Below are 11762 nucleotides of genomic sequence, written 5' to 3' on the forward strand. Positions count from 1 at the left end.
TGGGGAATAAGCCCAGAGTGAGCCGCCTCGGTTGCCGTCGATGTCGTAGCGGGTGGCGCCGATGATCATGAGGTTCAGGTAGTTTTCCATGGTGTGTGTCCTCTGGTTTTGGTTTGGTGTTGCTTGGGTTGTGATTCCCGGAAACTCCGGGCGGTTTAAACCTGGGTATTGCGACCCCTTACGGGGCGGGCTCTACTCGCTGCGCTCCTGGGCACTAAGGTGCCCACCCTTACGGGTAACGATCCCTGTCGCCTGCCGCGCTCCGCTTGCCTCTTGTGCTCATGGCTCGGAATCAAGGGGCGGCCGTCCTCCCCCGGCATCCTCACCACTCTTTGTGCGCACTGTGGACCAGCCAGTGACCGCCACAAGGCCAGGGGGCCGGTGGCCCTGGCGCTGCGCGCCAGCCTTGCAGCGCTCACTGTCCGGCCCCCTGATCGTGCGCGAGTGGTGACGATGACGGGGGCGGACTCGAAGGCTGTTCAGGGGGTTGGGCCTGAAAGCCAAGATCGGGGCAGCCGGCCTCTAGCCAGGAGCGCAGGACCGCACCTCCCAGGGTCCAGAGGTCTGTGCCTCGTTGGACGGCTTCCTGTTGCAATTGCAGGTAGCAGGAGCTGGGGGCGCTGACGTAGAAGCGGCGTTCTTTGTCGTCGGGTTTGGTTTTTCTTGGGGGGATGTGGCTCATGGTTGGTGCTCCGTGACGTTGGGGAGATCCAGGGTTCCGCAGTCCCAGGCGTCGCGCAGTTGGATCAGGCGATCAAAGGCCGGGCTGTGGTGGCCTCTGGCTTCCAGTTCGTGGATGAGGGCGTCGGTGAAGCCGGCTTTGCAGCGGGCGAGGTAGTCGCACGGGTAGTCGGTGCGGACGTCCTGCAGGTGGTTGAGGCGCTGCAGGAGGGTGTCTAAAAGGCCTTCCAGGGCATCCGGGGTGAGTGCAGAGGACGAGGGTGGGCCCTGGAAGGCAAAACTTGGGTTGTGGTTCCGTTGTGTCATGCCGCTGCCCTCACGTGTTCGGGCGCATGGTTGGCGGCCCAGGTGTTGAAGTCGGTGACGGTGGTCTGGAGCGTGAAGCGGGACAGAGCGTTAACGCAGTCCATGGCGAAGTTGAACAGGCCATCGTCGAGCTCGTTGAAGGCGTCGGCCATGCCCAGGAGCTTGGTGATGCTGTCGCAGTAGGCGTCCCATTCGCCGGTGGTGTGGAGGTGCACAGCGACGTTGACGACGGACTGGAGGCTTTGCTGTTTGCGTTGGCGCAGTTCCGGGGTCATGAGAAGGCCTCCAGGCGGATGCCTCTATAGAGTTGTCCAGGCATTGCGCCGCAGGTGGCGAGTTGTTCGCGGCGAAGGACAACAGACCGGGGAAGAACGCCTTTGACGCTCTGGTAGTACTCCAGGTAGGCGTCCAGTTTGGCGCGGATCTTCAGGGCCCTGGGGTTGTCGATGAGGCGGACGGCGTCGTGGTCAATGGGGCCCTGGTCGACGTAGGGAGACACGAAACGCCAGCCGGTGGCACCGTGGATGCGGTTACCGCCTACGGCGATCCATTGGCGGCCTGAGGCGCTGACAGCGACGGTTCCAGGCCGGAACAGTCGGGCGGGGCCCAGGCGTTCGGAGGACGCCACGAATTCAGTGCCGTTAAAAAAGAAGACGGTGCAGGACAAGGTGCGGCCTTTGTGGTGAGCCACACGGACGATGGTCTGGGCTTTTTGTCCGACTCGGTTTAAGGGCTTCATGCTCAGATCTCCTCTGCTTCCATCTGTTCCAGTAGACGAGGGATATTGACCATGCGGTGGCGTCCGATCTTGTGGGTCGGGATGTAGCAGCGCTTAACCCAGCCTTCTACTACGCCCTGGTCTACTCGGACCCAGTCGGCGAACTCGCGCCAATCCATCAGTGGCGGCCAGTTCAGGTCTTTAATGCGCTCGGCTAGTTGTTCGTCTATCATGGTCAGAGGCTCGAAACGGTCAAAAACGGACTTTAAAGTGCAATAATGGTAGTTCAATAATTTAACTATAGCCAGAATAGCAAACCATGCGCGGAAGGTAAATAATTTACCCCGCAAAATTTCGCCTGTTTTTTAGATCGATATGTCATCAATAGAAGATAGAGCTAAGCAGTTAATATCTAAGGCAGGCTTTGATCGCTTAATCAGAGAAAGCGAGATAGGTCACGCCAGGTGGAAGAGCGTGCGCTATAGAAACATCAGAATCAGCACGAACGAACTAGAGGTTCTTGAAAGACTCTTTCCAAGGTACGCTCTTTGGCTCATAAGCGGGAATATCGCGCCGGAAGTAGGCCAAACAAGCCCTGAGTACGACGAGGTGAACTCAAAGTTAGACAGTCAAGCCGAGGGATAGCAGTTACCAAAAAGGTCATGGAGAGATGGTTCCAGAGACGGCAGCCTGCTAACTAAGTCACATGGGAATTACAGAGTATCTTGTTCATGAATGTGAAATTAACACCTATAGATTTCCCAAATTCAAAAAGCTCAGTAAAAATAGATGGAAAAGAGGTTTTTGCGATAAAGTATGAATCAAAACACTCGAGACTATTTTCAGGATACGAGTCAATCGAAATGATTTTGACCAAATGCCTAAAAAGTGCTGAGTATATACAAGAATTCAGAAAGAGGAGCAAGGAGCCTGGAATTCAAGACAACATAAATGCCCATTTCATAAGCGGAATAATAAATTACGCTAGATGCTTCACTAAGTCAGCAAAAGGAAAAGCGAAGCTAGAACGGAGCCACGTACCAGAAGGCTATAAGGAAATACATGATACAGTAATGAGGCTCCGCCATGACTATATCGCTCACTCCGGAAACATAGGTGAGCATAGCCTCAACTTAGTCGCCCTATACCCCCACCACAATGAAAAACAAATACTCCACATAGACACCCCTAGATTAGTAAGAACATACTACCTTAATGACAAACTATGGGATGGCATAATATATATATGCCCTCGCTTAATCGGGATTGCCCGAAACAAAATGGCATTTCATTATAAAAATATAAAAGAAGAAATAAACAATTTAAACATTGACGATATCTACAAGCACTTTGAATCAGAAGCAATAAAGAAACATCAATACCGGCCAAATTTTACCCCCGGAACTTATACCTTCAGGCTAGAAATCGACGAAAAGACTTACTTTAATCTAATAGGAACACTGAAAAAGAACTAAAACAACCTAATAGCGACACCTACTCCCTCACCTGAGGCTTCAGCTAAATCCCACCGTTCAGTTGAACTAAGCCTTGTTAAAAGAAGCCCCTTCTCAGGATAGTCAGCAATAGTACTAGCTGGTATGGCACAAATTTGCACACCAGTAGCAGCCGTTAATACGATTATCCGGCCAATTACTTCTCGCCAATGCTACTGCTTCCTTACAAGAGGGATGGCCTCCGAGTGAGATCTGATTCTCAGGATTCGGCATGTAATTACAAGGCGCATCCAAATTATGAACCTCATGATCGCCATTATCTTGAGGATTTTTGTTTATCACAAAATGCGGCACGAAAACCTCCATATCCAATTTCAGTACATATTTAAGAGGCTAGTAGAGTTATCAAAAAGAGCAAATATACCGACGGGTGACAAGTAAGTCTTAAAGGGTTTTGGATAGCCAGAAACTCAATTTACGAGACAGAACTAAGCTCCAGATCGCCCAAGCTCTGCATTGATGGAGGCGGAGCCCTGACCTCAAAACTCACTTTCTCGTAAGTGGAAAGAATGCAACAAACCATCAAGGCAAAAAAAAACCCCGCAAGATCTACTCATGCGAGGTTTTGAAATTCGGTTGTTTAAGCCGCTTTGGGCAAGACTTTCTTGCTGTGGTCGGCATACGCCGCGTCAAGTAGATGCTCTGCGCGGTCCAAAAGCTTCAGGGCTCGCCTGATTTTCAGCTGTTTATCACTCATAAACGCCTCCTCGCTCCGTTCTCATAGAAAAGGCTTCTTGTCAAGCTCATCGACAAGGGCACGTAATTCTGCCTCATTTTCGTCCCTAATTGCAACACCCATTTTGCCCATCATTGATGCATACTCGAACGCATTGTAGGCCATAATAGGGTCAAAGTCGTCCGCCAGTTCGTGAACAAGTGTTGCAACTTGTTGCATTATTTTGGCTAGCTCCTCGTACGTAGGGTTATGGTCCCTGAGTACGGAAATTTCGAACATCTTAGCATTGCGCAAAAAATTGTTAGCAACTTGTAGTATTTTATAGTAGAGGTCTTGCACGTTTCTGTCCATAAGGAAAATTCCATATTCGTGTATCAGTGCGAAAAATATCACATTAACAAGAGTGTAATCTATGAGGGCACTCCGCCCATCTTTCAACACTCAAAGGGCTTTCCCAGGCAGACCTAGCCGTCGACCACTGGCCCGCTGAAGTGCCCATTTGCTGATGTTACTGGATGGAAATAGTATTTAGACCATTGCTTTTGAAAGAATTAGCACCTTAATGGACATCTCAGACAGGTCTCATAGAACGATGCTCACTGACCCTATAGATTAAGCGGGGGGCTTCTTATTCCATACTGGTATTTCCACAAACCCCAGGTTGTCATTTATGATAACCACAACAAAGGAATAGGAGTGTAGATGGCCTGGGAAATTGAGCTATACGGGAAGGTAGACGAAGACCTAGCGAAAATGCCACCCAAGATCCAGGCGAGAATGCTTCGCTTGATGGATCTGATGGAAGAGCACGGAGCCAATCTAGGCGAACCGCACACAAAGCCGCTGGGCGATGAATTGTTCGAAATCCGGGCGAAAGCAAAAGAAGGGATCGGTAGAGGTATCTTCTGCTACATGCAGGACAAGCGAATCATCGTTTTGCACGTATTCGTGAAGAAAGATCAGAAGACACCCAAAAAAGACCTGGAACTTGCCAAAGAGCGGTTGAAGGAGATCAGAAAATGAAGAGCTTTAAAGATTTTAAGCAAAAAGCACTGGAAAACCCCGACGTCCGGAAGGAGTACGATGCCCTCCAGGATGAGTTCAGCCTGATTGGTCAGCTTGTCACCATGAGGTCTTCAGCTGGTCTTACCCAGGAGGAGGTTGCCAAAAAACTTGGAACCAACAAAAGTAACATTTCAAGACTTGAGCATGGCAAAGGTAATCCGAGCTGGGGCACGCTCAGCAAGTATGCCGCTGCGTGTGGTTTTCGGGTGAAGCTGGAAGCTGTTGAAGACAGCCGTGAATCCGCCTGATGTCGGTTGCCCCGTTGACTACCGCCGTGCGCTTTTATGACCGTTAGTGTACTAGCCTTTAAGCTAACCTGTTGTTATTGAACTTTTGTGTACGGTTGTGTTCCTGTCACACAGGTCTCATAATGCCGGGGTCGGCGGTTCGACTCCGCCCCTTGCTACCAGAATTCAAAGGGTTACAGTTCACGCTGTAGCCCTTTTTTCGTTGTTGTCCCCTTTTTGTCCCCCGAGGTTACTCATTGGGGACAATCGCATTGCTGACTCCAGGTGGTCCGGTGACAAATGCGCGTAGCGCATAGTCATTGTGATACTCGCGTGACCCAGTATCCGCTGAAGGGTCAGAATATCCCCTCCGTTCATCATGTAATGACTCGCGAAGGTGTGCCGTAGAATGTGGGTCAACTGGTGAGGCGTTGAAAAGCCTGTTCTCTCGTAAGCTGACCTGAACGCCGAGCGGCAAGAACCGAACAAACGCCCTGGACCAGGTAAAGCGCACTCAAGGACGCGAGCCTGTAAGGCCGGATCAATGGGTATCGCCCTACTCTTTCCGTTCTTCGTGTCCCTGAATATCACTTTGCCGGATACAAAACTGGATTGCGTGAGTGTTTCCGCTTCGATCCAGCGGGCACCGGTCGCAAGGCAAATGGACGCGACAGACCATACGAATTCGTTGGAGCTGGCTTTGCATTCTTCCAGGAGGTGTTCACACTGGGGAATCGTCAAAAAGGACATCTCCCGTTCTTTGACCCTGACCTGACGAACCGGGCCGATCGGGTTGGTTTTCAGGTGTCCGATCCTGACGAGTTCGGCAAACACGGACGAGAGGTAACGCTGTTCGTGGTTGCAGGTACCGGGTGTGACTTCCTGCATCCTCCAGGCGCGATATTCCAGCCAGTCCGACGCTGTGAAGTCTTTCACCCTGGGATTTTTCAGGCGGTCGCAAATGGCGTAGGTCCTGGATAGACGATACTTGGCATCTTTGAGCGTATGGCCGTGAAAGTCATACCAACGCTTCACAAGATCCCGGAGCCGTTCAGACGATCCTTCCTGCTTTTTGCCATAGTCCCTCATGAACTGGAGCGCATCGAGGCGGGTTTTGAAACCCTGCTTCCTGACCCTGGGCCCGTTTGTCTTTCCATTGGGATAGAAATCCACCTTCCAGCCGTTTTCGGTCTTCGAAATCACGCTGCCACCTTACTCAGTAGTCGTCGTTTTATCAGTCCGTCCTCGACGAGCTGGTACAGTTCGTTTTTGGTGAGTTCCCGGCGTTGGTAGTAGTTCAGAAGGTCATCCCAAAGGCCCGATTGCTTCAGGCATTCCCAGGCTCTACGAGTGGAAAACCGGTTGCGGGCATAAATCGACAACAGATTGCCGAAGGCCAGGGAGACGTTCTTTTCGTTGCCGCAACCGGGTTCCTTTTTTACGCGTTTGTACATCAAATCTGGAGCTGAATAGCCGAAACCTATGTCCTCCCTAAGCTTGGTCCAAATCGGGTGCACGCGGTCCCGTTTCACTTCGTAGCGGTTGCCCTGGAGAGCGTATTGCCACAGGCCTGTCAGGTGGGGCACGGCGTCCATGTAGGTGTAAATCGGTTTCATGCCGGGGGTGCCTTGGGAAATCTCGTTCACGATGCGGTGATGGAAGCGGATTTCCAGGCGCCAGACGGGTTTGTCTGGGTCGTAGCAGGTGTCCGGAAAGCTGTTTTCATTCACAGCACATTCCCAGATGCCTTCCATAAAGGCGCGCTTGTCGGAGACATCGACCTCTTTGGACTTGTCGTAAATGCAGACCTGGAGGCTGTTGGCTTTGCCAAAGGTGTACGTTTCACCACGACCGTTCACCGTACTGCCTTCCAATCCCTGGAAATGGAAATCGCTCATACCGTTGTGAACACTGACCGTTTTGGCACGAGTGACGAAGTGTTGGGCGAAGTCCTGAGGTGGTTCCCAGCCCTGGAAATCGACCGCGAGGTGCAAAGCAATCCCTACAGGATTGATGCCATTCAGAAAGAACATGCCCCACTCTGTCAGTTCATCGTGGATCTGATGGCTGGAGCGCTCATAGAGCCAGCGGGGCGAGGTTTCGATTTTGACGTGTGTACCCTGGGTGTCACTCTCGGCGTAAAAGTTCTGCACCAGGAGGGTTAAGCCATACTCACGATTCTGAAGCAGGTATTTGAAGCCACCACGGCGTCCAGACTGAACCCTGAATTCAATACCTCGTATGGTCACCATTGCATTGAAGCTGCCTTCGTAAGCGGTAGCGATCACGGCGAGCACTTCGGGTTTCAGTCTGCCCTGGAACAACTGACGGACGGTATCAACACCGGTCCAAAGCACGTTGACGTGCTCCAGGTTGATCTGCTGACCATCAGGACCGATGAACAGATCCCCCTCTCCAATCTCTCCAGTGTGAATATCAAAGCGTTCAAAGTCGGTAATCATCTGTAGTGTTCCTTTCTGTCTGTTATTGAACCGTTGAAACGGTATCTATGAGACGTGTTACAGGGACGTCTCCGGGCTCCGCCCGCTCTCTGCCGCTCCTCGCCATCGTCGCGGCTGTTCGCGGGCTACGCCTCTTCTTTCGCTTTCATTAAGGGGTTGGGCACCTCGACCGGGTAAGTGTCCGGCTCGATTTGTGGTCGTGGGTCCGGCTCTCTGATGCGGTCGCGTTGGCAATAGATATCCTGGACCTTCTCCCCTTCCCACCACAGCTGGGCGTAGCAGGGTCTGAGGTAGAGCACCCGGTAGCCGTAGTTGAACAGGTCCCGTTGGGTCAGTGAGAAATCCCCCTGTCGGTCCTGGCCGTGGAACAGGTAGGCGCGGTTGAAGTTGCCGGCGATCCGTAGGGCGGCATCCTGGAAGGGGTGTTTGTGTGGGTTGCCCTGGTTGTTATTGGCTAGGCGACCGCCGTTCTCAGGATCAGCTTGAGGATCGCGGACATTACGACCATCAGACAGAGCATCAGGGCCAGCCGCGTCGATGCTTTGAATGTTCGACGGATCAACCGGGCTGACAGTCCTTTCCCTTTGGAAAATATTGACCGCAAGCGCGGCGAACACCAGTAGAGAAACGACTGACAGCGAAAGATAGCCCACAACGCGTTTATCTTTAAAAACGCTTTGGGGTCCTTGATTGGACTGATGGTCGCCGGTTTTCGTGCTCTGGTAGGTCTGGAAGATGGTTGGGTCCGATTTGTATTCTTTCGGGACACCGTATGCATGGCTTTTGGCCTTACCATTGTTCTCTGGATCATGTTCGACTTCCCTCCATTTGCCTTTTTTCCAGGGCAGCAGTTCACCCATGGAGTAATGACGGAAGGCCACCTGGGCAGCCTGTCGTATGTCGGTGTGGACTTTGGATATGTTCGGGGTGCAAAGGAACACATCCCAGTTGTAGTGCCGGTGCATGTCGTAGGCTTCGAACATGTCGGCGGGACGTTCGTCCTGTTTGGCCTGGTCCTCACCGCCTGGGTAGTCCAGGTTTTCCGGCCTGAAGTCCTTACGCTTGGCCGGGTAGATGGCCTGGGCTTCGTCGATGATGACCAGGGCGCCTTGGGGGGCCCAGTGGAACCAGCGGGCCATGTAGGCTTTCGCTTCCCGGCCTTCGGTATCGACATTGAGAATGGCGGCTTCTTCCGGGAGCGGTTCTTTTAGTTGTAGGGCTTGCTCGACTTTCTCGATGGAGTCGAAGCCCCGTATGTTGGTGACGATGGTGCGCCCTTCCTTGAGCGCGGGGATCGCATGGCGCTGGAGGACACCGAAGGATTTATAGGAACCAGGGTGGCCGTGGTGAATGACAATGCTCATGGTGGTGTGCCCTCCTTAGCCGATGACGTCCATGACGTAACGTGTGACTCTGGCATTGATGATCATGTTGAAGGCCTCCGGGAGCTTGAGGTAGGTGGCCACGCCCAGGACCTGGGAATCCAGTTGGCCCCAGTAGGTTTCGATGGTGCTGGAGACGTTCAGTTGGTTGAGCACTTCCTGGGCCACGCTCCAGCTGAAGCCGATAAAGGCGATCTTGGCTTTGGTGGCGGCGATGACGATCCAGGCACCGGCCTTGACCATCCAGTCGTCGATCAGGGCCGGGATGCTGTCGAAGAATTGCCAGATGGCGTCGAAAAAATCCGCGATGAATTCCATGGTGATTACCCCCTAGAAGTGAACAGGATGCCGGCGCTGATGAAAGCGGCGCAGAACAGGACGATGGCCCCGAGGATGTCGAAGCCAGCCAGGAAACGATTGAGGGAGAAGTTCACGTCGACCCCCATGATGGATTTGGTGTTGTCGTCGACGGAGCCACCACCGGCCAGGTTGGTGCTGAACATCGCTTGTACCTCGCCTTTGATTTCGTTGATCTTCGCTTGGTAGTCAGCCATGACCTGGTCGTAGTCTTCGGTGGGGTCCGTCAGTTCGGTGTCGATGGGGTCGCCGTTCCAGGTGACGGGGTCCGGGGTTTCTCCGTCGCCGTCACCATCACCACCGCCATCGTTGCCACCACCTCCACCGCCGCCGGGTATGTTGCCGATGGCGTCGGTGATGGATTGGGTGCCGTCGTTGATGCTTTTGCCGATGCCTTTGAGGGTTTCGTTGATGTTGGTGGTGTTGGTGTTGCCTTTGCCCAGGAGCTTTTTGATGTCGTTGAGCTGGCCGGTGATACCGGTAATGTCCCCTTCCCCATCACCGTCACTGTCGCCGTCTGAGCCATCGGGGTTATCGGGATCGTCCGGGTTGTCGGGGTCGTCGTAACTGATTTCGTTGCACTGGAAGCTGACGTTGTCGGAGCCGATGACGACGGCGGTCCCCTGGGGGCATTCGGGCGGATTGGCATCACCTGGAAGACACTGGGCTTGATAGTTGCCGTCACTGTCCTGCTTAAACGCGTAGTCGCCGCCGTTGGGGCACTGGTTGTCACCGCAGACGGAGGCTTTATTGCCACCGAAGCCAATACTGCCGACGTAGTCGTCGGAGTCTGAGGTGCATTCCGAATTGGGGTTGTCCAGGCAGATGCTGCCGAGTGAGGACCCGGAGGCGCACTCCGCCACGCAGTAGCCGCCTTGTTCGTAGTATTCGCCGTTCTCGGCGCAGGCTTCTTTCTCTTCCTGGACCTGGCACTGGATGCCGTTTGTGTTGCCGGTGTCGATCCATCCTGGTTGGCACGAACAGGCGGCCGGTGCTTCGCCGGTTTCCGGGTGGGGTTCGTGGGTAAGGAGCTCGCACGTGTCCGACTTGGCAACCATCCTTGCGCCACCGTTCCAACGATAATAGGTGACGCCCTGGTCAACAAATCGGACTTCCGGGTCGTCCGAGAACGATTGAACGACACAGACTTTATCCGGGTGATTTCTTTCGCAGTTTTCCCGGTAGGCTTCGGCCTGTGGCCTCATGGTTTCCTCAGGCGAACTGCCCGGACCTGACTCGGACGTATAGTTTTTACTGGCTGTTTTGGTCCAGACCACCACGTCGTCAGGCCCCAATGGCGGAAAGCCAGCCAGCACCGCCTGTGAGGTCCAGAAAAGAAGAGCGCCGACAAGAAGGGGAAACAGTCTGGGCATGGGGTTGTCCGTCATAAAAAAGGGCCGATGTTCCGGCCCTCTGGGTTTTGCGCTAGTTGCCGTTGTATCCGAGGGCGAACATTGAGGCCCAGAGGGCCCCAATGAGGACTCCGGTAAACATTACCGGCGCAGGATGCTGACGATCATGCCCAGGCCAGTCACGATGGCGACCAGGGCAATCACGCCGGTGACGGCGGTGGTGACGTTGGTGGAACCGTCAGTGAAGGCGCCGTCGATGGCTGCGGAGTGATCCACGGCCGCTGCGGTGCCGGCTGCAAACCCTGCTACCAGGGCGGTTCCGATTTTGGCGCTGCGACGAGCCCAGACGCCGTTTTTGGCTTGTTTCATTTCGATTACTTCTGGCATAGCGATGTTCTCCGGTTTGGTTTAAGTGACCTTTCGCATGACCTGGATTACCCGGCTCAAGCCGATTCCGATGGCCCAGAAGACCAGGCCGGAACCCATGACGAGGCCGATCATTTCAGGATCGGGCGAAAGGTATTCAGCAAAGACGGTTTCAACGTCTTGTTGCTGAATCTGTTGCACCGTCCAGGTACCACCGTTGCAGGCCATGACTGCATTGCCGCTGATGACTTCGCTGGTCAGGGTGCCGGTGCATTGGTAGTTCTGGATGGTTGGCATTCTTCAGTCCTGTTTCTGGTAATCAGGCCGCTGGTTTCTTCACTTGGTCCTGGGGTTTCATGTCCAGGGCCTTGAAGGTGATCTTGCCGCCCTGCCCGGCTTTCATCTGGGCTTTGACCACGAACATGGCCGGGAGGCGTTCGGCGTGGTTGCGAAGCTGGTCAATGTGCTTCCAGTCGCAGGCGATTTTCATCACTTCGTTGCCAACGCGGTTGTCGTCGTCTGCTTCGGCTGGGGAATAAGCCCAGAGTGAGCCGCCTCGGTTGCCGTCGATGTCGTAGCGGGTGGCGCCGATGATCATGAGGTTCAGGTAGTTTTCCATGGTGTGTGTCCTCTGGTTTTGGTTTGGTGTTGCTTGG

At 53.7% G+C, this 11762-nt stretch carries 16 protein-coding genes; 3 read left to right on the forward strand and 13 right to left on the reverse strand.

Features of this window, described 5'->3' with window-relative positions:
- Positions 1–678: 678 nt before the first annotated feature.
- From ABNH18_RS16780 to ABNH18_RS16795, 4 genes are read right to left on the reverse strand one after another with little or no spacing between them, the layout of a single operon-like run.
- The gene (locus ABNH18_RS16780; protein ID WP_349383941.1) at positions 679–987 is read right to left on the reverse strand and encodes a hypothetical protein; all 309 of its coding nucleotides are present in this window, start codon (positions 985–987) and stop codon (positions 679–681) included.
- Positions 984–1262 (reverse strand): hypothetical protein, encoded by a 279-nt coding sequence (locus tag ABNH18_RS16785; protein ID WP_349383942.1) that lies wholly within the window; start codon positions 1260–1262, stop codon positions 984–986. The genes ABNH18_RS16780 and ABNH18_RS16785 overlap by 4 nt, the downstream gene beginning before the upstream one ends.
- A complete protein-coding gene (locus ABNH18_RS16790; RefSeq protein ID WP_349383943.1) occupies positions 1259–1726 on the reverse strand; it encodes a hypothetical protein in 468 nt (155 codons plus the stop codon). Before ABNH18_RS16790 ends, ABNH18_RS16785 begins: the two co-directional genes overlap by 4 nt.
- 2 nt (positions 1727–1728) lie before the next feature.
- Complete coding sequence (locus ABNH18_RS16795) at positions 1729–1938, reverse strand: DNA-binding protein (RefSeq protein WP_349383944.1); 210 nt, start codon at positions 1936–1938, stop codon at positions 1729–1731.
- A 498-nt stretch (positions 1939–2436) separates the two neighbouring features.
- Here ABNH18_RS16795 and ABNH18_RS16800 point away from each other — a divergent pair, with 498 nt between their 5' ends.
- Positions 2437–3180: a hypothetical protein gene (locus tag ABNH18_RS16800; RefSeq protein WP_349383945.1), complete on the forward strand. Its 744-nt coding sequence runs from the start codon at positions 2437–2439 to the stop codon at positions 3178–3180.
- A 757-nt stretch (positions 3181–3937) separates the two neighbouring features.
- Here the strand turns inward: ABNH18_RS16800 and ABNH18_RS16805 are convergent.
- Entirely contained in the window at positions 3938–4234 is a 297-nt protein-coding gene (locus tag ABNH18_RS16805; RefSeq protein ID WP_349383946.1) for a hypothetical protein, read from the reverse strand.
- A gap of 363 nt (positions 4235–4597) precedes the next feature.
- Between ABNH18_RS16805 and ABNH18_RS16810 the strand changes: the two genes are divergently transcribed.
- The gene (locus ABNH18_RS16810; RefSeq protein ID WP_349383947.1) at positions 4598–4918 is read left to right on the forward strand and encodes a type II toxin-antitoxin system RelE/ParE family toxin; all 321 of its coding nucleotides are present in this window, start codon (positions 4598–4600) and stop codon (positions 4916–4918) included.
- A complete protein-coding gene (locus ABNH18_RS16815; protein ID WP_349383956.1) occupies positions 4840–5208 on the forward strand; it encodes a helix-turn-helix domain-containing protein in 369 nt (122 codons plus the stop codon). The genes ABNH18_RS16810 and ABNH18_RS16815 overlap by 79 nt, the downstream gene beginning before the upstream one ends.
- A 180-nt stretch (positions 5209–5388) precedes the next feature.
- On the opposite strand, the gene ABNH18_RS16820 is transcribed toward ABNH18_RS16815, so the two are convergent.
- From ABNH18_RS16820 to ABNH18_RS16855, 8 genes are all read right to left on the reverse strand, one after another.
- A complete protein-coding gene (locus ABNH18_RS16820; RefSeq protein ID WP_349383948.1) occupies positions 5389–6390 on the reverse strand; it encodes a phage integrase in 1002 nt (333 codons plus the stop codon).
- The gene (locus ABNH18_RS16825; protein ID WP_349383949.1) at positions 6387–7649 is read right to left on the reverse strand and encodes a phage replication initiation factor; all 1263 of its coding nucleotides are present in this window, start codon (positions 7647–7649) and stop codon (positions 6387–6389) included. The genes ABNH18_RS16820 and ABNH18_RS16825 overlap by 4 nt, the downstream gene beginning before the upstream one ends.
- Before the next feature lie 125 nt (positions 7650–7774).
- The gene (locus tag ABNH18_RS16830; RefSeq protein WP_349383950.1) at positions 7775–9013 is read right to left on the reverse strand and encodes a zonular occludens toxin domain-containing protein; all 1239 of its coding nucleotides are present in this window, start codon (positions 9011–9013) and stop codon (positions 7775–7777) included.
- Positions 9014–9028: 15 nt separating this feature from the next.
- A complete protein-coding gene (locus ABNH18_RS16835; RefSeq protein ID WP_349383951.1) occupies positions 9029–9349 on the reverse strand; it encodes a DUF2523 family protein in 321 nt (106 codons plus the stop codon).
- 5 nt (positions 9350–9354) lie between these two features.
- Entirely contained in the window at positions 9355–10593 is a 1239-nt protein-coding gene (locus ABNH18_RS16840) for a hypothetical protein (RefSeq protein WP_349383952.1), read from the reverse strand.
- Positions 10594–10881: 288 nt separating this feature from the next.
- On the reverse strand, positions 10882–11127 hold the full coding sequence (locus ABNH18_RS16845; RefSeq protein WP_349383953.1) for a hypothetical protein: 246 nt from the start codon (positions 11125–11127) through the stop codon (positions 10882–10884).
- A 21-nt stretch (positions 11128–11148) separates the two neighbouring features.
- Entirely contained in the window at positions 11149–11403 is a 255-nt protein-coding gene (locus ABNH18_RS16850) for a hypothetical protein (RefSeq protein WP_349383954.1), read from the reverse strand.
- Between the two features lie 22 nt (positions 11404–11425).
- On the reverse strand, positions 11426–11762 hold a 337-nt coding region (locus ABNH18_RS16855), incomplete at its 5' end, for a hypothetical protein (RefSeq protein ID WP_349383955.1).

The organism is Alcanivorax sp. (assembly GCF_040118815.1).
In the GTDB taxonomy this organism is placed as follows: Bacteria; Pseudomonadota; Gammaproteobacteria; order Pseudomonadales; family Alcanivoracaceae; genus Alcanivorax.

What these genes read in the sequence shown, in the direction of transcription:
- ABNH18_RS16780 (WP_349383941.1), bottom strand. Translation starts at nt 987, where the DNA reads ATGACACAACGGAACCACAACCCAAGTTTTGCCTTCCAGGGCCCACCC.
- ABNH18_RS16810 (WP_349383947.1), top strand. Translation starts at nt 4,598, where the DNA reads ATGGCCTGGGAAATTGAGCTATACGGGAAGGTAGACGAAGACCTAGCG.
- ABNH18_RS16790 (WP_349383943.1), bottom strand. Translation starts at nt 1,726, where the DNA reads ATGAAGCCCTTAAACCGAGTCGGACAAAAAGCCCAGACCATCGTCCGT.
- ABNH18_RS16850 (WP_349383954.1), bottom strand. Translation starts at nt 11,403, where the DNA reads ATGCCAACCATCCAGAACTACCAATGCACCGGCACCCTGACCAGCGAA.
- ABNH18_RS16835 (WP_349383951.1), bottom strand. Translation starts at nt 9,349, where the DNA reads ATGGAATTCATCGCGGATTTTTTCGACGCCATCTGGCAATTCTTCGAC.
- ABNH18_RS16795 (WP_349383944.1), bottom strand. Translation starts at nt 1,938, where the DNA reads ATGATAGACGAACAACTAGCCGAGCGCATTAAAGACCTGAACTGGCCG.
- ABNH18_RS16825 (WP_349383949.1), bottom strand. Translation starts at nt 7,649, where the DNA reads ATGATTACCGACTTTGAACGCTTTGATATTCACACTGGAGAGATTGGA.
- ABNH18_RS16830 (WP_349383950.1), bottom strand. Translation starts at nt 9,013, where the DNA reads ATGAGCATTGTCATTCACCACGGCCACCCTGGTTCCTATAAATCCTTC.
- ABNH18_RS16785 (WP_349383942.1), bottom strand. Translation starts at nt 1,262, where the DNA reads ATGACCCCGGAACTGCGCCAACGCAAACAGCAAAGCCTCCAGTCCGTC.
- ABNH18_RS16840 (WP_349383952.1), bottom strand. Translation starts at nt 10,593, where the DNA reads ATGAGGCCACAGGCCGAAGCCTACCGGGAAAACTGCGAAAGAAATCAC.
- ABNH18_RS16800 (WP_349383945.1), top strand. Translation starts at nt 2,437, where the DNA reads ATGAATGTGAAATTAACACCTATAGATTTCCCAAATTCAAAAAGCTCA.
- ABNH18_RS16845 (WP_349383953.1), bottom strand. Translation starts at nt 11,127, where the DNA reads ATGCCAGAAGTAATCGAAATGAAACAAGCCAAAAACGGCGTCTGGGCT.